The following is a 25,315-nucleotide window of genomic DNA, read 5'->3' as shown; positions in this document are numbered from 1 at the left end:
CCCTGTGAGTCGCCGTCAGCGTGTCGCTCAGCGCAGCAGGCGGCGCAAACCGTCCAGCGCGCCGTCGAGCAGACGGATCGCCGTCCGAAGCTGGGCGTCGCTGAACTGCCGGGCCCGTGCCAGCCGGCCGACCTCGGCGGTGAACGCGGCCAGCCGCTGGTCGAGCTCGTCGAGCAGGGCGGTGCGTGGCCCGTCGGTCGACGACGGCCGGGGCGGTGGCGGGGGCGCGTCCCACCGGGCACGCCGGGTCTGCCGGGTCGCCTCGCTCAGTTCCCGCTTGAGGTCGCGTACCGAGCCGCGTACCTCGCTGCGGATCTCGCCGGCCAGGGTGGAGAGGTCCGCCACCGAGGCGGCGATGTCGGCCTCCAACGCGGTCAGCTCGTCGGCCCGCTGGCGCAGCTCGGCACGGCCGGCGTCGGTGATGTCGTACGTCTTGCGGCCGCCTGCCGCGGTGTGACTGACGAGGCCCTCGGCCTCCAGCCGTTGCAGGCGGGGGTAGATGGTGCCGGCGCTTGGCGCGTAGAGCCCGAGAAAGCGGTCCTCCAGCAGGCGGATCAGCTCGTAGCCGTGCTTGGGGCCGTCGTCGAGGAGCTTGAGCAGGTAGAGCCGGAGCCGTCCGTGGCTGAACACGGCGGTCACGGCAGCTCCTCGGATTCGTCGTCGACCGCTCGGGCGAGCAGGGCGATGCTGCCCGAGGTCGCGGAGGCCCAGAGTTTACCTTCGCCGTCGCCGAGCACCCCCTCGCTGTTCGGCAGCGGGAACGTCGAGCCCCGCACCTGCGGGAATCCGCTGGTGATCCGGCCGGAGGCGGTGTTCAGCCGGACGGCGAGGTCGCTGTCCTCGCGGACCCGGACGGTGATGCTGCCGGAGATGGTGGTGAGCCGGATCTCGCTGCGTCGGGGGTTGTCGAAATCGCAGGTGATGGCACCGGAGACGGTCTGCGCCCGTACCCGGTCGGCGGCACTGTCGGCGATGATCACCTCTCCGGAGACGGTTTCCAGGGTGAGGTCGCCGCGTACGCCGAGCGCCTCCACCGGCCCTGAGGTGATCTTCGCGGAGGTGGCACCCCGCAGGCCCATGAGGGTGATCTGACCGGCGGCGATGTCGACTCTGGTCTGCCGGCGCAGGCCGGAGACGACCACCGCGCCGGCACCCAGGCCGAGGTCGGCGAGGACGTCGGCGGGCACGGCGAGGGAGACGTCCACCCGTGGGTAGCGGTGCAGCGACCGGAGCCAACGCAGCGCGTCCGACCAGCTCCGGCCCCGTTCCTGGCGGATGCTGAGCCGGCCGTCGGAGTGGTCGACCAGCACCGGCCGGCGGGCGACGTGGGTGATGTCGACCCGGGTCGGGCCGTCGGCGGCGACCACGTTGAGGCGTCCGCTCAGCAGACGGACGTCCAGTCGGGTGACCGGGCCCTCCAGGGTGAGCCGCTGCGGGCTCTCGACAGTCCATCCGGCCATGGCGTCCTCCCTCGACGGCGCGCCGACACGCGCCCCACGAGGAAGACACTAACGCGATACATCGCGACAGAACAAGACTGTCGCGTGTCGTCGCTCCCCGCGGACGCCGCACTGGCTGGAGGCGGCGGGGCGCGGGTGGCGGGCGCGGCCGGCTTCCTCAGGCCGCCAGATCCAGCTCGCTCCCTGCGGCCGGTACCGGCATGCGGACAGGGGGCGCGGTGGGCACCTGACGCCGCCGGGTCCTCGTCGCGTCGGTCCCGGACGGCACCAGGTGTACGGCCGACTCGGCGGCCCGGGCCAGCAACCGCCGGTCGGCGTCGCGGGCCGGGTGCAGGGCGGCGGCGATCGTCACCGAGACCACCAGGTCCCGTGCGGCCACCACCCGGGCCACCGAACGCAGCAGGGTGTCCGCGCCCAGGAAGGCGGCGGCGGTGGTCGACGAGCCGGTGGCCTCGCACCGGTAGCCCAACCGCAACGGCACCACCGGGCTGCCCGTGTCGATCGCCGCCTGGAACATCGCGGGGCGGAATCCTCCACCGGGGCGGCAGTCGCCCTCCCCCGCACACCAGGTCGTACCCTCCGGGAAGACCGCCACCGACCGACCGGCCCGCAGCGCGTCGCCGAGCCGGCGCACGGTGGCCGGCAGTTCCCGAGGCAGGGACCGGTCCACGAAGACCGTGCCCGCCGCGGCGGCCAGCACGCCGACCACCGGCCAGGTACGGACCTCCCGCTTCGCCACCATCCGGGTCGGCGCCACCGCCAGCACGGCGAGGATGTCCAGCCACGACACGTGGTTGGCGACCAGCAGCGCGCGCCGCCGGGGCAGGCGGCCGCGGACCACCAGGCGGACGCCGAACGCCCGCGCCGTCCCTCGAGCCCAGCCACGCAGCGCCGCCTGCCGCTCCCGAACCGGGAGTACGGGCAGCAGCACCGCCAGGCCCACACCGGTCAGCAGCATGCCGGTCGCCGCGACCAGCCGGAGAACCCGGCGGACCACAGGCACGGTGGGCACCTCGCCGGCTGTCGGCAGGCACCCCTCGTCACACCCGGAAACGGGCCGCCACAGGTCGTGCGACACGGCGGTCACCTCTGCACCCCGCCGAGGAAGTGCCGCAGGTAGCGCGGGTTCATCCGGTCCAGCGAGAAGAGCACGTAGAAGTCCGCGCACCCGAAGTCCGGGTCGTACGACGGCTCGCCGCAGATCCACGCGCCGAGCCGCAGGTAGCCGCGCAGCAGCGGCGGCACCACCACTCGTCCGTCGGCGTCGGCGGGGTCGGCTGCCGGCTCGGCGAACCACTGGCGCAGCGGGCGGACCCGCAGCGGCGGTGGCGACAGGTGTCGGGCCTGCGCCTGCGCCCACACCCCGGCGACCGTCCGACCACCGTCGGCCACCGGCACCGAGGCGCAGCCGCCGAGCCAGCGGGAGCCGCGCAGGTGCAGGTACCTGGTGATGCCGGCCCACATCAGGTTGATGACCGCGCCCGAACGGTGGTCCGGGTGTACGCAGGACCGTCCCGCCTCGACCAGGTCGTCGCGGAGCGGGTCGAGCGCGGCGAGGTCGAACTCGTCCTCGGCGTACCACCGGTCGGTGCGTCCGGGCGGCAGCAGCCGGTACGTGCCGACCACCGCGCCGGTGCTGTCCTCGCGGACGACGAGGTGGTCGCAGTGGGCGTCGAAGGGGTCCACGTCCAACCCGGCCCCGCCGGGCCTGAGGGTGGCGCCCAACTCGATGGCGAACACCTCGTGGCGCAGGCGTTGCGCGGCCGCGACCTGGGTGGGGTCGTCGGCGATCAGCAGGGTGTATCCGCTGGTCGTCAGAGGTGCGCCAGCGGCATGCAGAACGGCCATGGGATCTGTGTAGGTGCCCCGGGTTGCCATCCGCGGGCACCACCGGTGTCGGCGGGGTGAACGCCGGCCGGCAGATGCGTCCCACAGGTGGTCGTGCGAGGCTGCGGGACGAACCGGCGCCGGCGCCGGAACACCCCACCGGAGGTCGACGATGCTCATCGGGTCCCGCTACAACGGGCCTCCCGGCTCCGGCAACGGCGGCTGGAGCGCGGGAGTCTTCGCCGCGGCGGCCCGCGGCACCGGACCGGTCGAGGTGACGTTGCGCCGGCCACCGCCGCTGGACACCGAACTGAGCCTCACCGGCGGCGAGGTCCGCGACCCGGCCGGCGAAGTGGTGGCCGAGTTACGACAGGTGGCGGCCGTCGACGCCGTCGTACCCCCGGTGGACCTGGACACCGCGCGCCTCGCCGCGACCGGCTATCCCGGCCTGGTCGAGCATCCGTTTCCCGGCTGCTACGTCTGCGGACCGGACCGGGCCGACGGGCTGCGGATCTTCCCGGGCCGGCTTCCGGACGGCCGGACCGCCGCGCCGTTCCGCGCACCCGACGAGATCGGCGACGCCACGGTCTGGGCGGCCCTGGACTGCCCCGGCGGCTGGACGGTGCTCGCGCCGGGCCGCCCGTACCTGCTGGGCCGGATCGCCGCGGTGGTCACGGCGCGGCCCGCGCCCGGCGACGAGTGCGTGGTGACCGGCGCGTTGATCGGCGTCGACGGCCGCAAGGCGTCGGTGCACACCAGCCTGTACGGGCCGGACGGCACGCTGCTCGGCGCGGCCCGGGCCACCTGGATCGCCCGTTGACCCCTCGCCGTCGTCCGCGGGGATGACGTGCCTCCGCCCCGAGGTGGACCACGCCGTACGGACCGAGCCTGATTGACCTTGTTGCTCGGGACCGTCACGCTGTGCCACGGCGTACCTCGACGCCACTCACGGGAGGAGAACGATGACTGACGGGCAGCGAAGCCCCACCAGCGACGGTCAGATCGTGGTGTCCGGTCTGACGAAGCAGTACAAGAACGTCCGGGCGGTGAACAACCTGTCCTTCACCGTGGCGCCGGGACGGGTGACCGGCTTCCTCGGCCCGAACGGCGCCGGCAAGACCACCACGCTGCGGATGCTGCTGAACCTGGTCACGCCCACCGCCGGTACAGCCACCATCAGCGGCCACCGGTACGCCGACCTCGCCGACCCGCTGCGGCACGTCGGCGCGATCCTGGAGGCGTCCAGCGCGCACAAGGGTCGTACCGGCATCAACCACCTGCGGGTGATCTGCGCGGCGGCCGGGCTGCCGAAAGAGCGGGCCGACGCGGCGCTGGAGCTGGTCGGGTTGACCCCGGCGGCGAAGCGCAAGTTCAAGGGGTACTCGCTGGGCATGAAGCAGCGGCTCGGTATCGCCGCCGCGATGCTCGGTGACCCCCGCGTGCTGATCCTCGACGAGCCGGCCAACGGGTTGGACCCGGAGGGCATCAGGTGGATGCGTGGGTTCCTCAAGAACCTCGCCCACGAGGGCCGCACCGTGCTGGTCTCCAGCCACCTGCTGTCGGAGATGCAGTTGCTCGCCGACGACGTGGTGATCATCGCGGCCGGGCAGTTGGTCCGGCAGGGTCCGGTCGAGCAGGTCCTCGGGTCGATGGCGCAGGGCGCCCAGGTGCGGGTCCGCACCCCGCAGGCCGAGGCGCTTACCACCGCGCTGAAGGCGCAGTCGGCGACTGTCGACACCGGCGAGAACGGCGTCCTGCTGGTCAGCGGGGTGGACGCCCCGACGATCGGCCGGGCCGCCCTGGCCGCCGGTGTGGAGCTGCACGAACTGACCACCGAGAGGCCCGACCTGGAACGGGTCTTCCTGGAGCTGACGGCCGGAAAGGCGGGCATCCGATGAACCTCGTCCGATCCGAGCTGCTCAAGATCCGTACGACGAACACCTGGTGGATCTTCGCGCTCATCACGCTGCCCCTGTGGGCGCTCACCCTGCTCATCAACTGGTTGCAGGCCGACGCCCTCACCAGCAACAACATCGGCGAGGTGACGGCCGAGCAGGCCGCCCAACTCGATGCCGCGGCCAGTCCGGACGCGCTGTCGTCCAACCTGTTCACCACCGGGCAGTTCTTCGGCCTGCTGATCGTGATGCTGCTCGGCATCATCGTGGTGACAAGCGAGTTCTTCCACCAGACGGTCACCACGACCTTCCTCACCAGCCCGCACCGCACCGCGGTGATGGTCGCCAAGCTGGTCGCGGCCGGCGTGCTGGCGCTGCTGTTCTGGCTGGTCACCACCGCGCTCAACCTCGTCGCCGGATCGGCGGTGCTGAACGCGGTAGGGGTGGACTCGCAACTGGGCAACGACGCGGCCTGGCGGGCGATCGGGTTGAACCTGCTCGCGTACCTGCTCTGGGCGGTGTTCGGCGTCGGCATCGGCGTGCTGATCCGCAGCCAGATCGGCGCGACGGTGACAGGCATCCTGCTCTACCTGGGTGGCTCGATCGGTGCCATCTTCGTCATCGCGATCCTGGCCGACAGGTGGGGCGACTGGATCAACAACCTGCAACTGCTGGTGCCGTCGCTCGCCTCGTCGCTGATGGTCACCGGGGCGGACATCCCCGGCAACCCGCCGCGCTGGGCGGGCGCCGCCGTGCTGATCGGGTACGCGGTGGTCACCGGTGTGGTCGGCACCCTGCTGATGCGCCGGCGCGACATCTCCTGACCGAACCGGGGTGGCGGCGGCACGGCCGCCACCCCGCAACGGCCCGTCGGTCAGCCGCCCGGGCAGCCGTGGCCGCCGCTGCGCGGTATGCACTGCGTGATCGCCGGGGCGGGCCCGTCGTCGGCGGGAGTGTGGCCGATCAGGACGTCGGTGGCCATCCGGCTGACGAGGACGACAAGCAGGTAGAGCAGCACCATCCCGCCGATCGCCCAGCGGAAGTGCCGGTGCCAGCCCTCGTCCTCGGCCAGCCCGGCGAAGAGCAGGCCGATCAACGGGAGCGCGTTGAGCAGGAGACCGACGATCAGCAGAGCGTCGGTGGTCGCGCCGAACGCCTCCGCCGCCTCCCGGGTCGGCGCGTACGGCTTGGCGGTTCGCCGGATCAGGCCCACCAGGAGCAGGAACGGCAACCCGTACAGCCAGACGAAGAAGAGGCCGCCGAGGCCGAGCCGCTTCACGAGCGCCCCGCGTACACGGCGGCGCAGATCGTGACGGTGACCAGCGCGGACAGGGTGCCGGCGAGCACCGCCGAGGGGACCAGGCGCACCAGCAGCGCCGTCACCAGCGCCGTCACGACGAGCAGCCCGGCGAGCACCGGCCCACCCCACACCAGCATGACCAGCGCCAGGGACTCCCCCGGCGACAGGCAACTGAACCAGGCCGAGCAGTCCGTCGACGGCGGGCTGGGCACGCTCGCCAGACCCACCGCCACGGCCGCGCCGACAGCCACGTACCAACCGGACGCCACCGCCATGCTCCGGCCGTAGCGCCCCCGTACCCCGTGGTGACCCATGCGGCCGATCCTCGCGGGCCACCGCTCCCCGGACATCGGTACCCGTACTCAGTTGGCCATAGCAGTCACCGCCGGTGGACGCAGGGGTTGCCGAACTTCTGGCATCTTCTGTGAAACCGGCCACCCGACCGAGGCGGAAATGCCTGCGGGATCCGTACGGCGTAGCCTGGGAGTCGTCCTGTCCGTAGTCCCCAGTCGGGGGCGCGACGGACACCGCGTGACACACAACCCGCGTGAAAGAGGCGATTACCGGCCGTGTCGACCCAGCAGACTTCGCAGGAGAACCCACTGGCGGGTTTCGGCCCGAACGAGTGGATCGTCGAGGAGATGTACCAGCGCTACCTCGCCGACCCAACGAGCGTCGATTCGGCCTGGCACGACTTCTTCGCCGACTATCGACCGGCGCCTGGAGCCGCCACACCGCGCGGGGCTGAGGCGTCGGGCAAGCCGGCCGCCGCTCCGGAGCCGGACGGGCAGCCTGAGGCGTCCGCCTCGGTCAGCCAGCCGAGCGCCGCCGCACAGCCGGCCAGCAAGCCCGCCGCCGCACAGCCGGCACCGGCCAAGCCTGCCGCCGCGCCGACCAAGGCCGCCGAGAAGGCCCCGGAGAAGGCGGCCCCGGCCAAGCCTGCGGCGAAGGCCACCGCCCCGACCGCCGACGGTCCGCAGACCACGCCGCTACGCGGTGTCGCCGCGAAGATCGTCCAGAACATGGACGCCTCGCTGAGCGTGCCCACCGCGACAAGCGTCCGCGCGGTCCCGGCCAAGCTGCTCGTCGACAACCGCATCGTGATCAACAACCACCTCGCCCGCGGGCGAGGTGGCAAGGTCAGCTTCACCCACCTCGTCGGGTACGCGATGGTCCGGGCGCTCGTGCAGCACCCGGAGATGAACAACTCCTTCGCGGAGGCCAACGGCAAGCCGGCGGTGGTCCGCCCGGCGCACGTCAACCTCGGCATCGCCATCGACCTGGCCAAGCCGGACGGCAGCCGCAACCTGGTGGTCCCCTCCATCAAGGGCTGCGAGCAGATGGACTTCCGGCAGTTCTGGCAGGCGTACGAGGACGTGGTCCGTCGGGCGCGGCGCAACGAGCTGACCATGGAGGACTACTCCGGCACCACTATCTCGCTGACCAACCCCGGCGGCATCGGCACGGTGCACTCGATGCCGCGGCTCATGCAGGGGCAGAGCGCGATCATCGGTGTCGGCGCGATGGAGTACCCGGCCCCCTACCAGGGCATGTCCGAGGCCACCCTCGCCGAGCTGGCGGTCAGCAAGGTCATCACGCTGACCAGCACGTACGACCACCGGATCATCCAGGGCGCGCAGTCCGGCGAGTTCCTCAAGGTGATGCACGAGCTGATCCTGGGCGAGCACGGCTTCTACGACCAGATCTTCACCTCGCTGCGCATTCCGTACGAGCCGGTGCGCTGGGTGCGCGACGTGGCCGTCAACTCCGAGGGTCAGATCAACAAGACCGCCCGCGTGCACGAGCTGATCCACGCGTACCGGGTGCGCGGTCACCTGATGGCCGACACCGACCCGCTGGAATTCACCATCCGCAAGCACCCGGACCTGGACGTCCTCCAGCACGGGCTGACCCTGTGGGATCTGGACCGGGAGTTCCCGGTGAACGGCTTCGCCGGCCGCCAGCGGATGAAGCTGCGCGAGATCCTCGGTGTGCTGCGCGACTCGTACTGCCGCCGGGTCGGCATCGAGTACATGCACATCCAGGACCCGGAGGAGCGGCGCTGGATCCAGGAGCGGATAGAGCGCAAGTACGAGAAGCCGACCGCCGACGAGCAGAAGCACGTCCTCAACCGGCTCAACGCCGCCGAGGCGTTCGAGACCTTCCTGCAGACCAAGTACGTCGGGCAGAAGCGGTTCTCGCTCGAGGGCGGCGAGTCGCTGATCCCGCTGCTCGGCGAGGTGCTGGAGTGCTCGGCCGAGAACGGTCTGGACGAGGTGGTCATCGGCATGGCGCACCGGGGTCGGCTCAACGTGCTGGCCAACATCGTCGGCAAGCCGTACGAGAAGATCTTCTCCGAGTTCGAGGGTCACCTGGACCCGCGCTCGACGCAGGGCTCCGGCGACGTGAAGTACCACCTGGGGCAGAACGGCAAGTTCACCACCCCCGACGGCGAGCACGCCGTCAAGGTGTCGGTGGTGGCCAACCCGTCGCACCTGGAGGCCGTCGACCCGGTGCTGGAGGGCATCGTCCGGGCCAAGCAGGACCGGATCGACCTCAAGCTGGAGGGCTACACCGTGCTGCCGCTCTCGGTGCACGGTGACGCCGCGTTCGCCGGTCAGGGTGTCGTCGCCGAGACGCTCAACCTGTCGCAGCTGCGCGGCTACCGCACCGGTGGCACGGTCCACGTGGTGGTCAACAACCAGGTCGGCTTCACCACCGCCCCGGAGTACAGCCGGTCCAGCCTCTACAGCACCGACGTGGCCCGGATGATCCAGGCGCCGATCTTCCACGTCAACGGCGACGACCCGGAGGCCGTGGTCCGGGTGGCCCGGCTGGCCTTCGAGTACCGGCAGGCGTTCAACAAGGACGTCGTGATCGACCTGGTCTGCTACCGCCGGCGCGGGCACAACGAGGGCGACGACCCGTCGATGTCCAACCCACAGATGTACAAGATCATTGACTCGAAGCGCTCCGTACGCAAGCTCTACACCGAGGAGCTGATCGGTCGCGGCGACATCACCGTGGAGGACGCGGAGGAGCTGCTGCGCGACTACCAGTCGCAGCTGGAGAAGGTCTTCAAGGCCACCCGGGACGCCGCCGCCGCGCCCCGCCAGCTGAACCGGCCGCGCCGCGAGGAGGAGCCGGAGCCGCAGGTCGACACCGCCACCGACGCCGCCGTCGTCAAGGCGATCGGCGAGGCGCACACCAACCTGCCGGAGGGCTTCACCCCGCACAAGCGGATCCAGCAGTTGCTCGACCGACGGGCCAAGATGTCCGTCGAGGGCAACATCGACTGGGGCTACGGCGAGATCATCGCGTTCGGGGCGCTGCTGCACGACGGTGTGACCGTCCGGCTCGCCGGTCAGGATTCGCGTCGCGGCACGTTCGTCCAGCGGCACGCCTCGGTGGTCGACTCCCGTACCGGCGACGACTACCTGCCGCTCATGTCGCTCACCGGCGACGGCGAGCGTTCCCGGTTCTTCGTGCACGACTCGCTGCTCAGCGAGTACGCCGCGATGGGCTTCGAGTACGGCTACTCGGTGGAGAACATCAACGCGCTCGTCGCCTGGGAGGCGCAGTTCGGCGACTTCGTCAACGGCGCCCAGTCGGTGATCGACGAGTTCATCTCGTCAGGCGAGGTGAAGTGGGGCCAGCGCTCCGCGGTCACCCTGCTGCTGCCGCACGGCCACGAGGGCCAGGGCCCGGACCACACGTCCGGTCGTCCGGAGCGGTTCCTGCAGATGTGCGCCGAGGACAACATGCGCGTGTCCATCCCGACGACCCCGGCGAACTACTTCCACCTGCTGCGCCGGCAGGCCCTGTCGCCCAAGCGCAAGCCGCTCGTGGTGTTCACGCCGAAGTCGCTGCTGCGGCACAAGCTCTGCGTCTCCTCGGTGGAGGACTTCACCACGGGTACGTTCCAGCCGGTGCTGCGTGACACGGCCGCGCCGGCGCCGGAGGCGGTGAAGCGGGTGCTGCTCTGCTCGGGCAAGGTCTACTACGACCTGTTCCAGGCCCGGCAGGAACGTGGCGTCAGCGACACCGCGATCCTGCGGATCGAGCAGCTGTACCCGCTGCCGGTGGAGGAGATCCGGGCCGCCCTGGCGCAGTACCCGAACGCGGAGGACTTCGCCTGGGTGCAGGAGGAGCCGGCCAACCAGGGTGCCTGGTCGTTCGTCGCGCTCAACCTGCTGGAGCACCTCACGGACGTCCGGCTGCGGCGGATCTCCCGCCCGGCCGCGGCGGCCCCGGCGGTCGGCTCGGCCAAGACCCACGAGGTCGAGCAGACCGCGCTGATCGAGGCGGCTCTCCCCCGCCCGTGACCTGACCGCACCGCGTGAGCCGGGGCAGGGCCGTTTCCACGGTCCTGCCCCGGCTCACGTCGGTCCATCCGCCCGGCCACACACGCCGGGCCGAGCACGAGGACGTACGCCGTGTACTTCACCGACCGTGGCATCGAGGAGCTGGTCGAGCGCCGGGGTGACGAGCAGGTGACCCTGGAGTGGCTGGGCGAGCGCCTGCGCGACTTCGTCGACCTCAACCCCGAGTTCGAGACGCCGATCGAGCGCCTGGCCACCTACCTGGCCCGCCTGGACGACCCCGACGAGGACTGAACAACCCGGCCGCCCGTCAGGGCGGAGACCACCCAGAACAATCGCCGGATCCTCCGGTGAGCGCCGGGTCGGGAAGGTCCGTCGCCGTCGACCGACCGGATCGTGGCCGCGACCCGGCAACGGGCGGGCGTCACCCATCGACCGGGCCACCTCGACCATCCGCCCCGGTAGCCTGGCGAGGCGAAGGCGGCACGTTTTCGTAGTCGTGGACCGCTCACGCCCGACGGGCGGCGGGCGGAGGGCACACGTCACAGGGCCATTGGACCCCGGACGGGCCCGGCGGTGATCTTCTAGGGTGGGTGCGTGGCCCGCAGCGTCTATCTGACCAGCGTGGGGTCCGGCGGCGGCAAGTCGACAATCGCCCTCGGCCTCGCGGAACTCCTCTCCCGGCAGGTCGAACGGATCGGCGCGTTCCGACCGCTGGTCTCCGGCGCCGGTCCCGACCCGATCCTCGCCCTGCTGCACGACCGCTACCGGATCGACCTGCCCGAGGCCGAGCTGACCGGCGCGACGTACGCCGAGGCGGCGGCAATGGTCGCCGAGGGACGCCGGGAGGAGCTGATCTCCCGGATCGTCGAGCGTTATCGGGCGGTCGAGCGGCGCTGCCCGGCCGTGGTCGTGGTCGGCAGCGACTTCGCCGACGGCGGAGACGGCGCCGGCCCTCGGGAACTGGCCTTCAACGCCCGGCTCGCCACGGAGTTCGGCAGCGTGGTGGTCCCGGTGGTGGACGGCTTCGGGCAGCAGCCGGAGGCGATCGCGGCGACGGCGCGTGGGGCGTACCACGATCTGGCGGACCTGGGCGCGACGGTGCTCGCGGTGATCGCCAACCGGGTGACAGGTCCGATGACGCTGCCGGAGCTGCCGGTCCCCGCGTACGGGATCCCCGAGGTCCCGACGGTCTCGGCGCCGACGGTGGCCGAGGTGGCGGCGGCGCTCGACGCCACCCTGCTCGCCGGCGACGACGCCGCGCTCGGCCGGGACGTGCTCGACTACGTCGTCGGTGCGGCGCACGTGCCCATCCTGCTCGACCACCTGACCGAGGGGGCGCTGGTCATCACCCCAGGTGACCGCGCCGATCTGCTGGTCGCGGCAAGCGCCGCGCACGTCGCCGGACAGGTCTCACTTGCCGGCGTGGTGCTCACCCTCGGCGAACACCCGGACCCCCGGGCGATGCGCCTGGTGCAGCTGCTCAACACCGGTGTCGCCGTGCTCTCGGTGCGCAGCGACAGCTACGACACGGTGGAGGCGTCGAGCCGGATCGAGGGACGACCCAGCGCGGCCAACCCGCGCAAGGTCGAGGCCGCGCTCGGTGCCTTCGAACGCTGCGTGGACACCGACGACCTGGCCCGCCGGCTGCGGGTCAGCCGCTCCGAGCGGGTCACCCCGCTGATGTTCGAGAACGACCTGATCGACCGCGCCCGCTCGAAGCCCCGGCACCTGGTGCTGCCGGAGGGCTCCGACGAACGGATCCTGCGGGCGGCGGAGATCCTGCTGCGCCGGGGCGTCGCCGACCTGACCCTGCTCGGCCGGCTGGACGACATCGCCAGGCGTACCCGGGAGCTGGGCATCGACCTCGGCGACGCCACAATCGTCGACCCGGTCACCAGCGAATGGCGGGACGACTTCGCCGCCGAGTACGCGCGGCTGCGCGCCCACCGGGGCGTCACCGCCGAGCTGGCGCACGACATCGTGGCCCAGCCCAACTACTTCGGCACGCTCATGGTGGCCACCGGGCGGGCCGACGGCATGGTCTCAGGCGCGACGCACACCACCGCCGCGACCATCCGCCCGGCGTTCGAGATCATCCGTACCGTGCCTGACGTCTCGGTGGCGTCGAGCGTCTTCTTCATGCTGCTCGCCGACCGGGTGCTGGTCTACGGCGACTGCGCCGTCAACCGCGACCCGGACGCCGCCCAGCTCGCCGACATCGCGATCTCGTCGGCCGACACCGCCGCCCGGTTCGGCATCGAACCCCGGGTGGCCATGCTGTCGTACTCGACGGGCAGCTCCGGCGCGGGCGCCGACGTGGAGAAGGTCGCCAAGGCCACCGCGCTGGTCCGGGAACGCCGACCCGACCTGCTCGTCGAGGGGCCCATCCAGTACGACGCGGCGATCGACCCGGCGGTGGCGGCAACGAAGCTGCCCGACAGCCCCGTCGCCGGGCACGCCACGGTCTTCATCTTCCCGGACCTGAACACGGGCAACAACACGTACAAGGCGGTGCAGCGCTCGGCCGGGGCGGTCGCCGTCGGCCCGGTCATGCAGGGTCTGCGGCGGCCGGTGAACGACCTGTCCCGGGGCGCGACAGTGCCGGACATCGTGAACACGGTGGCGATCACCGCCATCCAGGCAGCCACCGAGGAGGCCTCGTGAGCCGGGTGCTGGTGCTCAACTGCGGTTCGTCGTCGGTGAAGTGGCGCCACTACGACGGTGACCGGGTGCTCGACCAGGGCACCGTCGAACGCATCGGTGAACCCGACGGCGGCCCGACGGACCACTCCGACGCCGTCCGGCGGATCCTGGACGGGCTGGACCTGACCGGACTGACGGCGGTCGGGCACCGGGTGGTGCACGGCGGCCGGAAGTTCACCGAACCGGTGCTGATCGACGACGCGGTGCTGACCGCGATCCGGGACCTGATCTCGCTGGCTCCGCTGCACAACCCGGTCAACCTGGCGGGCATCGAGGTGACCCGCGCGGCCCTGCCGGACGTGCCGCAGGTCGCCGTCTTCGACACCGCGTTCCACCACACCCTGCCGGACGCCGCCGCGACCTACGCGATCGACAGGGACACCGCCGAGCGGTACGGCATCCGCCGGTACGGCTTCCACGGCACCTCGCACGCGTACGTGTCCCGCCGTGCGGCCGACCTGCTGGGCCGCCCGTACGACACGCTCAACATCATCACCCTGCACCTGGGCAACGGCGCCAGCGCCTGCGCGGTGTCCAACGGACGCAGCGTCGCCACCTCGATGGGCATGTCCCCCCTCGAAGGGCTGGTGATGGGCACCCGCAGCGGCGACATCGACCCCACGGTGATCTTCCACCTGCGCCGGGAGGGTGGGCTGTCGGTCGACGACATCGACGACCTGCTCAACCACCGCAGCGGCCTGCTCGGCCTGACCGGCGTCAACGACATGCGCGAGGTGCTCCAGCGCCGGGCCGCCGGGGACCGCGCGGCGGCGTTGGCCTTCGACGTGTACTGCCGGCGGATCACCGAGTACGTCGGGGCGTACTACGCGCTGCTCGGCCGGGTCGACGCGATCGCCTTCACCGCCGGGGTCGGCGAGCACGCGGCGCCGGTGCGGGCAGCCGCGCTTGCCGGCCTGCACCGGTTCGGCATCACCGTCGACGAGGCTCGCAACGACGGCGAGGGCGACAGGCTGATCTCACCCGACGGAGCCGAGGTGAGCGTCTGCGTCATCCGCACCGACGAGGAACGGGAGATCGCCCGGCAGACCCGGGACGTGGTGGGGGCGGGCTGACTCAGCCCATCGCCAGCCAGGCGACGAGGGCCACCAGCAGCACGACGACCACCGCCGCACCGACGATGAGCGGCAGGCGGGACGGCGCGTCCGCCGGGCCGGCCGCCTCCGGCGTCTGGGAGAAGGCGCGGAACGCCTCGGTGTTGCCGCTGGGGTCGGTGTAGTTCTCAGGCATGCGGTGACCCTAGCGAAGCCGGTGGCGCCGTACCGCCCCCGCCCACGTCACCCCGGCGGGTCGACCCGGGCGGCGGAGGCCACCCGGCCGGGTGGCGGGCACAGCCGGTCCGGACGGTGGGGTCGCCGAGCCGGCCCGGGCACCTACCGTGGAACGATGGGGGCGGGGCGGCTCACGGCCGCACTGGTGACGTTGCTGCTGGCCGGTTGCGCACCGGCGAGCGCCGTGGCCGGCGGGTCCACCGGACCGGTGTCGTCACGCCGGGCGCCCGAGGGGTCGTACGCCGTCGGCGTGCGTACGCTCACCCTCGATCCACGCTCGGCGCGCCCCCTGCCGGTGACGATCTGGTATCCGGCCTCGGCCGACGGGGTCGCGGCCGGGCGGTTCCCGGTGGTGGTCTACAGCCACGGGCTGGGCAGTCTGCCCGAGCTGCACTCCGGCCTGACCACCCGCTGGGTGGCAGCCGGTTTCGTGGTGGCCGCACCCGCGTACCCGCACACCCGCCGGGGCGCCGCGCACTTCACCCGCGCCGACGTACGCAACCAGCCCGCCGACGCCTGGCGGCTGATCAGGCACCTGGGCCGCCTCGACGCCGAGCGCGGCGACCCGCTCGCCGGGCATCTCGACCTCACGTCGATCGCCGCCGCCGGGCACTCGGCGGGTGGCTTCACCAGCTCCGGCATGTTCTCCGAGGGGCATCAGGCGCGGTTGCGGTCCGGAATCGTCATCGCCGGGGGCGGGCTGCCCGGCAGCTTCGCCGGACCGGCCGCGCCTGTGCTCTTCGTGCACGGCACGGCCGACTCCGTGGTGCCGGTGACCGTCGGCCGAGCCGCGTACGCGCGTACCCCCGGGCCTGCCGCGTTCCTCAGCCTGCTCGGTCAGGACCACGGCGCGTACCTCACACCGGGCCACCCGGGCTTCGCCCAGGTCCTCGCCACCACCACCGACTTCCTGCGCTGGACCCTCTACGGCGACCGGGCCGCCGGTGCCCGCCTCCCCGCCGACGCCCACTCCCCCGCCCTGACCAGTTACGAGTCCCGCCCGGCCCACTGACCCCGCCGACACCGGTACGGTCTTTCGGTGGACGAGCTTGCGCGCCGGCAGTTGGCGAGCATCGCCGAGATGGTCGAGGTGGCCGGGGCGGCCGGCATCCCGGTGTGGCTGCGCGGCGGCTGGGCGATGGACTTCCAGCTCGGCACGGTGACCCGCCCGCACGTCGACGTCGACTGGTACTGCTGGCGCGACGACGCGGACCGGCTGGCCGACCTGCTGCTGGCCCGGGGCTGGCTTCCCGACCCGCGAACACCCGTGGAGTCGCAGCTCGACCTGTTCGCCGCCGGCGTGGAGGTCAGCGTCGCGTACCTGGGTCGCGACGTCGGCGGACGACCGACGGTGGGCGCCGGGCACTGGGCCGGCACTCCGCTGCCGGCGGGGATGCTGGCCGCCCCACCCGGCCGGATCGGCCCGCTCAGCGCGCCGACCATCTCGGTGGCGGCCCAGATCGAGTTCAAGCAGATGTACCCGGTCTGGATGCCGGAACGTCCCCGCCGCCCGAAGGACGCCGAAGACCTGGCCCGGCTGCGCGCCGGACCTGATCGAGCAGATCCTCGTACACCCCGACCTTGAAGGTGATCAGGTCCAGGCATTGGGCGAGCCGGCCCATCTGGTCGGTGACGCGCCCGTGGTGCTCGCGCAGGAGCGCGAGTCGTTCCTCCTCGTTGCCCGCGCCCTCGCGAACGAGGTCGGCGTAGCGGCGGAGCGCCGGCAGCGGCATGCCGGAGGCGCGGAGGATGATGCAGACGTTCAGCCAGTCGACGTCGTCCTGGCTGTAGACGCGACGCCCGGCAGGCCCACGGCGTACGGGGCTGACGAAGATACCCTGCTGCTCGTAGAAGCGCAGCGCGTGCACGCTCAGACCGGTGCGTCCGGCGACCTGTCCGATGCTCAGACCCGCGGTGACCTCAGCCATGCCGAGCAGGGTAGCGGGGGTTGACCTAGAGCCGACTCTAGCTCCTACGGTGCCAGGTGATCACCACCGAACACCCAGGAGAATCGGCATGCGCTATCGCACCCTCGGCGGCACCGGCATCGAGGTGAGCACCCACTGCCTCGGGACCATGATGTTCGGTGCCGTCGGCAACCCCGACCACGACGACTGCGTACGCATCGTCCACGCCGCCCTCGACCAGGGCATCAACGCCGTCGACACCGCCGACATGTACGGCGGGGGCGAGTCCGAGCAGATCGTGGGCAAGGCGTTGCGCGGGCGCCGCGACGATGTCGTGCTCGCCACCAAGGTGCACTTCCCGATGGGCGAGGGCCCCAACCACGGTGGCAACTCGCGGCGGTGGATCCTCAAGGCGGTCGAGGGGAGCCTCCGGCGGTTGGACACCGACTGGATCGACCTCTACCAGGTGCACCGTCCCGACCCCTCGACCGACATCGAGGAAACCCTCTCGGTGCTCACCGACCTCGTCCGCGAGGGCAAGATCCGCGCCTTCGGCTGTTCGACGTTCCCCGCCGAGGAGATCGTCGAGGCGCACCAGGTCTCCGAACGCCGCGCCCTCGGACGCCTGCGCACCGAGCAGCCGCCGTACTCGATCCTGGCCCGCGGCGTCGAGGCCTCGACCCTGCCGGTCTGCCAGCGCTACGGCATGGGGGTGCTGGTCTGGAGCCCGCTCGCCTTCGGGTTTCTCAGCGGGAAGTACCGCCGGGACCAGCCCGTCGACCTGTCGACGGGGCGTGCCGCTCTGCGGCCGGCGCAGTTCGATCCCACGATCGCCGAGAACGCCGCCAAGCTCGACGCCGTCGAGCAGCTCGTCGACCTCGCGGCCAGCATCGGCTGCACGCTTCCACAGCTCGCCATCGCCTTCACGGTGGCCCATCCGGCCGTCACCTCGGCGATCATCGGACCGCGCACCATGGCGCAACTGGAGGACCTGCTCAAGGGTGCCGCGCTCACCCTGGACGACGCGACCCTCGACCGGATCGACGAGATAGTGCCGCCCGGCACCAACCGGTACAACCCGAACGCCGCCTTCCGGCAGCGTGCCCTGACCGACACGGCACTGCGGCGACGCCCTCTCGCCGACCGTGCCGCGGCCTGAGGGCATCTGAAGCGGGGACGCAGCGGCGCGTGACCGGGTGGGCACAGCGCGTCGAAGCCCGCGGGGCGGGTCCGCCGGGCAGGGCACAATTGGATTCATGTCGCATCGCGTCACCCCCGCACTGATGGCCAGCACCGTGCTGCTGGCCGGTCTGGTCGGCTGCTCAGCGGACACCCGCCCGAGTGAGAGCGGGCAGGCACCACCCGCCGAGCCGAAGGCCGCCGCCACGCCGACGCCGCAGGTCCCCGCCGGAAAGGCTCCGCAGCGCGCCTTCGCGGTAGGCGTACGCCAGCTGAAGCTGAACCGGGACGGCCGTGCGCTGCCGACGACGCTCTGGTATCCGGCGACCGGGCAGGCCGGTGGCGCCGCGAAGCGGTCGGCGGCGGCGGCCGAGGGCCGGTTCCCGGTGGTGATGTTCAGTCACGGCCTGGGCGGGCGGCCGGACGACTACGCGACGCTGCTGACCCGCTGGGCGGCTGCGGGGTTCGTGGTGGCCGCGCCGACGTTCCCGAAGACCTCCGGGGGCGGCGACAACGACATCCTTGACGTGCTCAACCAACCGGCAGACGTGTCGTACGCGCTGACGCAGGTGCTGGCGCTCGACGGCAGGGCCGGCGACGCGCTGCGCGGCAGGCTGGACGCCGAACGGGTGGCAGCCGCCGGGCACTCGGCTGGTGGCGTGACCACCATCGGCCTGTTCACCGCCGGCCGGGACGAACGGCTGGACGCGGGCGTGGTGTTCGCTGGCACGGCGCTCGGCGTGGGCACCGCGTTCGCCGGCGCGGCCGCCCCGCAGCTCTTCGTGCACGGCGAGCTGGACGAGGTGGTCGAGTACGCGGCCGGCAAGGCCGCCTACGACAAGGTGCCCTGGCCCAAGGCGATGCTGAGCCTGCCGAAGGGCGACCACGGGCGGGCGCTGCTCGGCGACGGCGCGACGCTGCGGGTCGTCTCGGACACGACTGTGGAGTTCCTCCGCTGGTCGCTGTACGGCGACGCGGCGGCGAAGGAGCGCATCTCCACCGACGCGACGCGCGGCGACATCGCCACCTTCGACAACCACCTCTGAGGGCGCCCGCGCCCCTCTGCCCTACGCGATCTTGCACTTACGGTCGCGACACAAGGGATGTCGTCGGCAAATCACCGACCGAAAGTGCAAGATCGGCGGGACTGTGTGGTGGGGCGGCTCGTCAGGCGGTGTGGTCGATGACGACCTTGCCGAAGGTGTCGCCGGAGTGCAGGCGGGCGAAGGCCTTCTCGACCTGGCTGAACGGGACCACGCTGTCGACGACGGGGCGTACCGCGTTGTCCGCGCAGAACGCCAGCAGCTCGTACAGCTCGCCCGGGGTGCCCATCGAGGTGCCCAGGATCTCCAGCTGCATCGCGAACACCCGACGCAGGTTGACTGTCGGCTCGTGACCGGCGGTCGCGCCGGACACCACGATCCGGGCCATCGGCGCGGCCGACTTCAGCGAGTGGTCGAAGGTCGCCGCGCCGACCGTCTCGATCACCACGTCGACCCGTTCCGGCAGCCGGGCACCGGGTTCCACGGCTGTGGCGCCGAGCGCGGCGATCCGTTCCCGCTTGGCGGCGTCGCGGCTCGTCGCGTACACCCGCTTGCCCATGGCGACGGCGAGCGCGACGGCCGCGGTGGCGACGCCGCCGCCCGCGCCCTGCACGAGCACGCTGTCGGCGTCCTCGGCTCGGCCCTTGGTGGTCAGCATCCGCCACGCGGTGAGCCAGGCCGTGGGCAGGCACGCCGCGTCGGTCGCCGCCAGGCCGTCGGGCAACGGGACCAGGTTCGACCGGGGTACGGCCACCCGCTCGGCGAGCGTCCCGGCGAAGTGCTCGGAGAGGATGGACACCCCGCGCGGGTCACCCGGGGTGACCACCACCGGGTAGACGACCACCTCGTTGCCCTCGGGGTCCACGGCGACCGCGTCGCAGCCGAGGATCATCGGCAGCTGCGCCTCGGTCAGCCCCACCCCGCGCAGTGACCACAGGTCGTGGTGGTTGAGCGAGCTGGCCCGGACCTGCACCGTCACCCAGTCGTCTTCCGGGAGGGTCGGCTCGGGCCGCTCACCCACAGTCAACGCGGACAGCGGGTCGGAGTCGTCGAGGCGGGAGGCGAAGGCAGCACGCATGATCGGCACGGTAACAAGCTGAGCGCTCGTTAAGAAGGGCCTACCGCCGGGCGACTCCGTCGCGGCGGGCGGCCTCGGCGACCGCCTCGGCGACGGCCGGGGCGACACGCGGGTCGAGCGGCGACGGGACGATCGCCTCGGCGGTCAGCGACTCGGCAACCACACCGGCGATGGCGTCCGCCGCGGCGACCTTCATCCCCTCGGTGATCCGGGTGGCACGGGCGTCCAACGCACCCCTGAACACGCCGGGAAACGCCAGCACGTTGTTGATCTGGTTGGGGTAGTCGCTGCGCCCGGTGGCGACCACCGCGACGTGCCGGGCGGCCACCTCGGGGTGCACCTCAGGGGTCGGGTTGGCCAGCGCGAACACGATCCCGCCGGGCGCCATCCCGGCGACCGCGGTCTCCGGGATCTGCCCGCCGGAGACGCCGATCAGCACGTCCGCGCCGCGCAACGCCTCGGTGATGTCGCCCTCGCGGCCGTCGGCGTTCGTGGTGGCCGCCAGCTCCGCCTTGGTGCCGGTCAGCTCGGCCCGGTGCCGCCCGATGATCCCCCGCGAGTCGCAGACCACCACCTGGTCGGGGTTGACGCCCCCGGCGACCAGCATCTTCGTCACCGCCACCCCTGCCGCGCCCGCGCCGCTCACCGTGACCCGCAGGTCACCGAGCTTGCGGTTGAGCAGGGCGGCGGCGTTGCGCAGCGCGGCCAGCACCACGATTGCGGTGCCGTGCTGGTCGTCGTGGAAGACCGGGATGTCGAGCGCCTCGTCCAGCCGGCGCTCCACCTCGAAGCAGCGCGGCGCGCTGATGTCCTCCAGGTTGATCCCGCCGAACGAGGGGGCCAGCGCCCGCACCACCGCGACGATCTCGTCCACGTCCTGCGTGTCCAGGCAGACCGGCACCGCGTCCACGCCGGCGAACTGCTTGAACAGCACCGCCTTGCCCTCCATCACCGGCAGCGCGGCCCGCGGGCCGATGTTGCCGAGCCCGAGCACCGCCGAACCGTCGGTGACCACCGCGACGGCGTGCGCCGCCCAGGTGTAGTCGTCGGCCAGGTCGGGGTCGGCGGCAATCGCCTCACACACCCGGGCAACCCCGGGGGTGTACGCCAGGGAGAGGTCCTCCCGGCTGGTCAGCGGCACCGTCGAGGCGACGGCCATCTTGCCGCCGACGTGCAGCTGGAAGACGGGATCAGCGGGGTCCACGATGGACGAAGACATGGCGGTGACTCCAGGATCTGTCGAGCAGACGGGGCGGCCGGCCTCGCCGCGAGGTGGGCGGCGAGCGGTGGCACGCGGTGCGGGGGGTCACCCGGGCACTTTCCGAGCATAGTGTCGTCACCTCCGCTCGGATGTGAGCAGGGTCATAACGGTGGGCGGGGCACCCGTCCGGGGCGCGGCCAGTAGCGCGCCACCACCCTGCCCCGCACGTCGGCCACCCCGTACGCCCGGGAGTCGTCGGTGACCAGGTCGTTGTCCCCGCGCAGCCACCACCCGCCGTCCTGCGGCCGGACCGCCCGCTTCACCACCAGCAACTCCGGACGCGTCCGGAACACGGCGACCACCACGTCACCGGGCCGGATCGGGCGTCCACCCGTACGGACCAGCAGCGCGTCGCCGTGCCGCAACGTCGGCGCCATGGACGGGCCGGTCACCGACACGGCCGTCAGCGGACCGCGCAGGAGCGACGCCTCCGTCGGGTGGTCGGCGTCCACTGGTTTCACCTCCACCCCGTCCGGGGAGCACTCTCAGGAGTAATGTCGCCTTTGATCATCGCAAACTTCCCATGGAGGATCCCGATGCGACTTCCCCGCATCCTTGCGCCCCGCGTCACCGCGAGCGCTCACTGCGACCTGCCGTGCGGCGTCTACGACCCGGCTCAGGCCCGGATCGAGGCCGAGTCGGTCAAAATGATCTGCGAGAAGTACCAGGCGAACACCGACCCGGAGTTCCGCACCCGCGCGATCATCATCAAGGAGCAGCGCGCCCAGCTGGTCAAGCACCACCTGTGGGTGCTCTGGACCGACTACTTCAAGGCGCCCCACTTCGAGAAGTACCCGAACCTGCACACCCTGTTCAACGAGGCCACCAAGCTCGCCGGCGCCGGTGGCGTCAAGGGCAGCCTCGACCCGGCCACCGCCGACCAGCTGCTCGCGAAGATCGACGAGATCGCGAAGATCTTCTGGGAGACCAAGAAGGCGTGACCACTCCGGTCATCCCGACGATCCGGCCGGTACGTCCCGAGGACGTGCCGGCCGTCGTCGCCATGGTGCACGAGTTGGCGGAGTACGAACGCGCTCCGGACGAGTGCCACCTCACCACCGACCAGCTGACCTCGGCCCTGTTCTCGACCGCTCCGGCGCTGTTCGGCCACGTCGCGGTCGACGAGCGCGACGAGCCGATCGGCTTCGCGCTGTGGTTCCTCAACTTCTCCACCTGGGCCGGCGTGCACGGCGTCTACCTGGAGGATCTCTACGTCCGACCGGCGGCCAGGGGCACCGGCGCTGGTCGGCTGCTGCTCGCCACCCTGGCCGACATCTGCGTACGACGCGACTACCGGCGACTGGAGTGGTGGATGATCGACTGGAATCCGGCAGCCGGGTTCTACGCCTCCATCGGGGCGCAGCAGATGAGCGAGTGGGTGCCCTACCGGCTCAGTGGTGACGCGCTACGCGAGTTGGCCGGTCAGGCGACGGCCGCCAACACGCGTTCCGGCGACTGACCGGGTAGAGTCCCCGACCGGGGGGATGAGGCGTGACTCAACTGACCGGCCAGCCAACGACCGACGACGATGTGGTGCACCTCACGGTGCCCGCCGACGGCGGTTACCTAGGCGTGCTCCGTACCGCTACCGCCGGCCTCGCGGCCCGGTTGCAGTTCGCGCTCGACGAGATCGAGGATCTGCGGATCGCGGTCGACGAGGCGTGCGCGATGCTGCTCGCCATCGCCACCCGTGACGCCGAGCTGGAGTGCCGCTTCGCCGTCACCGAGGACGCGCTGACGGTCGAGGTGACGGTGCCGACCGTGCGGGGCGCCACCCTGCCCGCCGAGTCGTCCTTCGCCTGGAAGGTGCTCACCGCGCTGACCACGTCGGCGTCCGCCACGGCCGCCGACGGCCGGGCCACGATCTCGCTGCTGACCCGCCGCTCGGGCGGCTACTGACCGGCAGGTCCGGTCACTCGAAGCCGAGAGCCCGGGTCGTCGGAGGGCTCACCAGCAGCCACGCCACGCCCAGGCCGAGTGCCATCAGCGGCACGCCCAGCCACCCCAGCCCGCCCTGGATCATGAACCAGCCGATCGGCAGCAGCATCAGCTGGAGCACGATGGCGGGGGCGCGCGCACCGGCTCGGCGGCGCAGCAACGCACGGCCCAGGGCCCAGAGCACGACGGCCGCCCCGACGGCGAACACCGTCACCAGCACCGCCGACAGCAGGTCGGTGGTGGTGGCCGTGAGGTCCGCCCAGATCAGCCAGACGGCGATCAGCCCGACGACGACCGCTTCCGCCCACAGGAGCCGGACCGCCCAGCGGAGCGTGACGGGAATCGGGGCCGAGTCGATGGTCACGCGCGCCACGATACCTGGGCTACCGGGAGGTACAGTGCCGCCCATGCGGGCCGTCCTGGTGGTCAATCCGAAGGCCACCACCACCAGCGAACGCAGCCGGGACGTGCTCGTCCGGGCGCTGCGTAGTGAAGTCGATCTGAGCGTGCGCTACACCCGCCGTCGCGGGCACGCCATGGCGCTGGCCCGGGAGGCCGCCGTGGAGGGGGTCGACCTCGTTGTCACCCTGGGTGGCGACGGCACGGTGAACGAGGTGGTGAACGGCCTGATGGCGGCCGAGCCGCCGGCCGGCGCCGCAGGCGCCACGAAGGCGGATCGACTTCCCGCGCTGGCGACAGTCCCTGGCGGTTCGACGAACGTCTTCGCGCGCGCCGTGGGCCTGCCCCGGGACTGGCCGGAGGCGACCAGCATGATCCTCGAAGGGCTGCGCCTGGGCCGGCACCGGACGGTCGGGCTGGGCCTGGCGGACGACCGCTACTTCACGTTCTGCGCCGGGTTCGGCCTGGACGCCGCGGTCATCCACCGGGTCGAGCAGGCCCGGCGCAAGGGTCGGGTGTCGACTCCGTCGCTCTACCTGCGCTCGATCATGAACCAGTACTTCCTCGCCTCGGATCGGCGGCACCCGGCGATCACACTGGAGCGCCCGGGCGAGGCGCCGGAGGGCGAGCTGGGCACCGTCATCATCCAGAACACGGCGCCGTGGACCTACCTGGGCGACCGGGAGGTGAACCCGAACCCGGAGGCGTCGTTCGACCTCGGGCTCGACGTGCTGGCGTTGCGTCAGCTGCGGGTGGCTAGCACAACACGGACAGTGACGCAGTTCCTGTCCCGGCGCCCCGATCCTCGAGGTCGTCAGGTGTTACGACTCCATGACACGGCGGAGTTCACCCTGCTCTCCGCGCGTCCGCAGGCGTTCCAGCTGGACGGCGACTATCTCGGCGAGCGGGAGAAAGTCAGATTCACATCCGTTCCCGCCGCACTGAGAGTAATCTGCTAGGTCTCGGGTACTGCCCTAGGTCGACGCGGCGCCACACCGCATCGGCGCCGGCACCGCCACACCGAGAGGCAGGTGCCGGAAATGTCAGCAATGTCACGCGGACTGTACTATATTGATCCTCGGCTGTGGCACGGCGGGTAACCGGGAACGCACCGAAACCCGGACAAATGGGTTGTGGGCTTGCTCACCGCCCGGAGTTTTTCCGAGCGTCACCCTTGACATCGGCAATGTTCGTGAAAGTATTCACAAGCGAACTTGAGTTACCGGGACATTGCCTGGATATGCTCGTCAGGTTGAGCTGTTCCAGCAGGTCCCCGGAGCTAACTGCCTGCTCACGCACTGCCGAATGGACGGACGCGAACTGTCACCGTCGGCATTGCTGATGCATATAGGAAAAGCACGACAAGCAATAATTGCCACCCATCCAGAATGAGGAGTGTTGCCGCCATGGACTGGCGTCACCATGCTGTCTGCCGCGACGAGGACCCGGAGCTGTTCTTCCCTATCGGGACGTCCGGACCGGCTCTCCTGCAGGTCGAGCAGGCCAAGGCCGTCTGCAGGCGCTGCTCCGTGACCGACCAGTGCCTGCAGTGGGCGCTCGAGTCGGGTCAGGACGCCGGCGTCTGGGGCGGGATGAGCGAGGAGGAGCGGCGCGCTGTCAAGCGGCGCGGCGGCCTCCGGGTGCTGCGCGCTCACTCCGCCTGATCCCAACGACACAGCTGCACGCCCCGGTGGGTCCGCCCGCCGGGGCG

General features: G+C 71.6%; 28 protein-coding genes. 16 read left to right on the top strand and 12 right to left on the bottom strand.

What is annotated here, in order from left to right:
• Window positions 1–27 precede the first annotated feature (27 nt).
• The 4 genes from ACFY1S_RS20890 to ACFY1S_RS20875 all read right to left on the bottom strand — a co-directional run bounded on the left by ACFY1S_RS20890 (window position 28) and on the right by ACFY1S_RS20875 (window position 3,308).
• Window positions 28–639: a helix-turn-helix transcriptional regulator gene (locus ACFY1S_RS20890; protein ID WP_387120467.1), complete on the bottom strand. Its 612-nt coding sequence runs from the start codon at window positions 637–639 to the stop codon at window positions 28–30.
• Window positions 636–1,460, bottom strand: a complete 825-nt coding sequence (locus ACFY1S_RS20885) for a DUF4097 domain-containing protein (RefSeq protein WP_387120464.1) — start codon at window positions 1,458–1,460, stop codon at window positions 636–638. Before ACFY1S_RS20885 ends, ACFY1S_RS20890 begins: the two co-directional genes overlap by 4 nt.
• Window positions 1,461–1,617: 157 nt before the next feature.
• Entirely contained in the window at window positions 1,618–2,547 is a 930-nt protein-coding gene (locus ACFY1S_RS20880) for a lysophospholipid acyltransferase family protein (protein ID WP_387120461.1), read from the bottom strand.
• Window positions 2,544–3,308, bottom strand: coding sequence for a GNAT family N-acetyltransferase (locus ACFY1S_RS20875; protein WP_387120458.1), 765 nt, complete (start codon window positions 3,306–3,308; stop codon window positions 2,544–2,546). Before ACFY1S_RS20875 ends, ACFY1S_RS20880 begins: the two co-directional genes overlap by 4 nt.
• A 151-nt stretch (window positions 3,309–3,459) precedes the next feature.
• On the opposite strand from ACFY1S_RS20875, the gene ACFY1S_RS20870 reads away from it, so the two are divergent.
• The 3 genes from ACFY1S_RS20870 to ACFY1S_RS20860 all read left to right on the top strand — a co-directional run bounded on the left by ACFY1S_RS20870 (window position 3,460) and on the right by ACFY1S_RS20860 (window position 6,006).
• On the top strand, window positions 3,460–4,107 hold the full coding sequence (locus ACFY1S_RS20870; RefSeq protein WP_387120455.1) for a hypothetical protein: 648 nt from the start codon (window positions 3,460–3,462) through the stop codon (window positions 4,105–4,107).
• A gap of 142 nt (window positions 4,108–4,249) precedes the next feature.
• A complete protein-coding gene (locus ACFY1S_RS20865) occupies window positions 4,250–5,185 on the top strand; it encodes an ABC transporter ATP-binding protein (protein WP_387120452.1) in 936 nt (311 codons plus the stop codon).
• The gene (locus ACFY1S_RS20860) at window positions 5,182–6,006 is read left to right on the top strand and encodes an ABC transporter permease (RefSeq protein WP_387120450.1); all 825 of its coding nucleotides are present in this window, start codon (window positions 5,182–5,184) and stop codon (window positions 6,004–6,006) included. Before ACFY1S_RS20865 ends, ACFY1S_RS20860 begins: the two co-directional genes overlap by 4 nt.
• A 50-nt stretch (window positions 6,007–6,056) precedes the next feature.
• Here ACFY1S_RS20860 and ACFY1S_RS20855 read toward each other — a convergent pair whose 3' ends face one another.
• Both ACFY1S_RS20855 and ACFY1S_RS20850 read right to left on the bottom strand, forming a co-directional pair.
• Complete coding sequence (locus ACFY1S_RS20855) at window positions 6,057–6,461, bottom strand: hypothetical protein (RefSeq protein WP_387120447.1); 405 nt, start codon at window positions 6,459–6,461, stop codon at window positions 6,057–6,059.
• Window positions 6,458–6,796, bottom strand: coding sequence for a hypothetical protein (locus tag ACFY1S_RS20850; RefSeq protein ID WP_387120444.1), 339 nt, complete (start codon window positions 6,794–6,796; stop codon window positions 6,458–6,460). Before ACFY1S_RS20850 ends, ACFY1S_RS20855 begins: the two co-directional genes overlap by 4 nt.
• A 255-nt stretch (window positions 6,797–7,051) precedes the next feature.
• Between ACFY1S_RS20850 and ACFY1S_RS20845 the strand changes: the two genes are divergently transcribed.
• From ACFY1S_RS20845 to ACFY1S_RS20830, 4 genes are all read left to right on the top strand, one after another.
• Entirely contained in the window at window positions 7,052–10,807 is a 3,756-nt protein-coding gene (locus ACFY1S_RS20845) for a multifunctional oxoglutarate decarboxylase/oxoglutarate dehydrogenase thiamine pyrophosphate-binding subunit/dihydrolipoyllysine-residue succinyltransferase subunit (protein ID WP_387120441.1), read from the top strand.
• A gap of 111 nt (window positions 10,808–10,918) precedes the next feature.
• The gene (locus ACFY1S_RS20840) at window positions 10,919–11,098 is read left to right on the top strand and encodes a DUF6104 family protein (RefSeq protein WP_357495886.1); all 180 of its coding nucleotides are present in this window, start codon (window positions 10,919–10,921) and stop codon (window positions 11,096–11,098) included.
• Between the two features lie 303 nt (window positions 11,099–11,401).
• Window positions 11,402–13,471 carry a phosphate acetyltransferase gene (pta, locus tag ACFY1S_RS20835; protein ID WP_387120437.1) on the top strand — a complete coding sequence of 690 codons (2,070 nt, stop codon included), beginning with the start codon at window positions 11,402–11,404 and terminating at the stop codon, window positions 13,469–13,471.
• Complete coding sequence (locus tag ACFY1S_RS20830) at window positions 13,468–14,583, top strand: acetate/propionate family kinase (RefSeq protein ID WP_387120434.1); 1,116 nt, start codon at window positions 13,468–13,470, stop codon at window positions 14,581–14,583. The genes pta and ACFY1S_RS20830 overlap by 4 nt, the downstream gene beginning before the upstream one ends.
• Window position 14,584: 1 nt before the next feature.
• Here the strand turns inward: ACFY1S_RS20830 and ACFY1S_RS20825 are convergent, their stop codons facing one another.
• On the bottom strand, window positions 14,585–14,758 hold the full coding sequence (locus ACFY1S_RS20825) for a hypothetical protein (RefSeq protein WP_364374125.1): 174 nt from the start codon (window positions 14,756–14,758) through the stop codon (window positions 14,585–14,587).
• Window positions 14,759–14,914: 156 nt separating this feature from the next.
• On the opposite strand from ACFY1S_RS20825, the gene ACFY1S_RS20820 reads away from it, so the two are divergent.
• Both ACFY1S_RS20820 and ACFY1S_RS20815 read left to right on the top strand, forming a co-directional pair.
• The gene (locus tag ACFY1S_RS20820; protein ID WP_387120431.1) at window positions 14,915–15,811 is read left to right on the top strand and encodes an alpha/beta hydrolase family protein; all 897 of its coding nucleotides are present in this window, start codon (window positions 14,915–14,917) and stop codon (window positions 15,809–15,811) included.
• A gap of 27 nt (window positions 15,812–15,838) precedes the next feature.
• Window positions 15,839–16,384, top strand: coding sequence for a nucleotidyltransferase domain-containing protein (locus tag ACFY1S_RS20815; RefSeq protein WP_387120428.1), 546 nt, complete (start codon window positions 15,839–15,841; stop codon window positions 16,382–16,384).
• Here ACFY1S_RS20815 and ACFY1S_RS20810 read toward each other — a convergent pair.
• Complete coding sequence (locus ACFY1S_RS20810) at window positions 16,266–16,727, bottom strand: MerR family transcriptional regulator (RefSeq protein ID WP_387120425.1); 462 nt, start codon at window positions 16,725–16,727, stop codon at window positions 16,266–16,268. The genes ACFY1S_RS20815 and ACFY1S_RS20810 overlap by 119 nt on opposite strands.
• Before the next feature lie 88 nt (window positions 16,728–16,815).
• Here ACFY1S_RS20810 and ACFY1S_RS20805 point away from each other — a divergent pair, with 88 nt between their 5' ends.
• Complete coding sequence (locus ACFY1S_RS20805) at window positions 16,816–17,865, top strand: aldo/keto reductase (protein WP_387120422.1); 1,050 nt, start codon at window positions 16,816–16,818, stop codon at window positions 17,863–17,865.
• 97 nt (window positions 17,866–17,962) lie between these two features.
• Window positions 17,963–18,931 (top strand): alpha/beta hydrolase family protein, encoded by a 969-nt coding sequence (locus tag ACFY1S_RS20800; RefSeq protein WP_387120419.1) that lies wholly within the window; start codon window positions 17,963–17,965, stop codon window positions 18,929–18,931.
• Window positions 18,932–19,052: 121 nt separating this feature from the next.
• Here the strand turns inward: ACFY1S_RS20800 and ACFY1S_RS20795 are convergent, their stop codons facing one another.
• The 3 genes from ACFY1S_RS20795 to ACFY1S_RS20785 all read right to left on the bottom strand — a co-directional run bounded on the left by ACFY1S_RS20795 (window position 19,053) and on the right by ACFY1S_RS20785 (window position 21,719).
• Window positions 19,053–20,015, bottom strand: a complete 963-nt coding sequence (locus ACFY1S_RS20795; protein WP_387120416.1) for a zinc-binding dehydrogenase — start codon at window positions 20,013–20,015, stop codon at window positions 19,053–19,055.
• A 31-nt stretch (window positions 20,016–20,046) separates the two neighbouring features.
• Complete coding sequence (locus ACFY1S_RS20790; RefSeq protein WP_364374140.1) at window positions 20,047–21,225, bottom strand: NADP-dependent malic enzyme; 1,179 nt, start codon at window positions 21,223–21,225, stop codon at window positions 20,047–20,049.
• Between the two features lie 143 nt (window positions 21,226–21,368).
• A complete protein-coding gene (locus ACFY1S_RS20785; protein WP_387120413.1) occupies window positions 21,369–21,719 on the bottom strand; it encodes a S24/S26 family peptidase in 351 nt (116 codons plus the stop codon).
• Between the two features lie 84 nt (window positions 21,720–21,803).
• Here ACFY1S_RS20785 and sodN point away from each other — a divergent pair, with 84 nt between their 5' ends.
• From sodN to ACFY1S_RS20770, 3 genes are all read left to right on the top strand, one after another.
• The gene (gene sodN, locus ACFY1S_RS20780) at window positions 21,804–22,208 is read left to right on the top strand and encodes a superoxide dismutase, Ni (protein ID WP_387120410.1); all 405 of its coding nucleotides are present in this window, start codon (window positions 21,804–21,806) and stop codon (window positions 22,206–22,208) included.
• Window positions 22,209–22,270: 62 nt separating this feature from the next.
• Window positions 22,271–22,726, top strand: a complete 456-nt coding sequence (locus ACFY1S_RS20775) for a GNAT family N-acetyltransferase (protein ID WP_387121079.1) — start codon at window positions 22,271–22,273, stop codon at window positions 22,724–22,726.
• A 32-nt stretch (window positions 22,727–22,758) separates the two neighbouring features.
• A complete protein-coding gene (locus ACFY1S_RS20770) occupies window positions 22,759–23,166 on the top strand; it encodes an ATP-binding protein (protein WP_364374152.1) in 408 nt (135 codons plus the stop codon).
• Between the two features lie 13 nt (window positions 23,167–23,179).
• Here ACFY1S_RS20770 and ACFY1S_RS20765 read toward each other — a convergent pair whose 3' ends face one another.
• Window positions 23,180–23,569, bottom strand: a complete 390-nt coding sequence (locus tag ACFY1S_RS20765) for a hypothetical protein (RefSeq protein WP_387120407.1) — start codon at window positions 23,567–23,569, stop codon at window positions 23,180–23,182.
• A gap of 43 nt (window positions 23,570–23,612) precedes the next feature.
• On the opposite strand from ACFY1S_RS20765, the gene ACFY1S_RS20760 reads away from it, so the two are divergent.
• Both ACFY1S_RS20760 and ACFY1S_RS20755 read left to right on the top strand, forming a co-directional pair.
• Entirely contained in the window at window positions 23,613–24,563 is a 951-nt protein-coding gene (locus ACFY1S_RS20760; RefSeq protein ID WP_387120404.1) for a diacylglycerol/lipid kinase family protein, read from the top strand.
• Between the two features lie 447 nt (window positions 24,564–25,010).
• Entirely contained in the window at window positions 25,011–25,268 is a 258-nt protein-coding gene (locus ACFY1S_RS20755; protein ID WP_007072794.1) for a WhiB family transcriptional regulator, read from the top strand.
• The last annotated feature ends 47 nt before the right edge of the window (window positions 25,269–25,315 follow it).

Source organism: Micromonospora sp. NPDC000663, from assembly GCF_042898105.1.
In the GTDB taxonomy this organism is placed as follows: Bacteria; Actinomycetota; Actinomycetes; order Mycobacteriales; family Micromonosporaceae; genus Micromonospora.
This window is presented reverse-complemented; position numbering and strand designations above follow the sequence as displayed.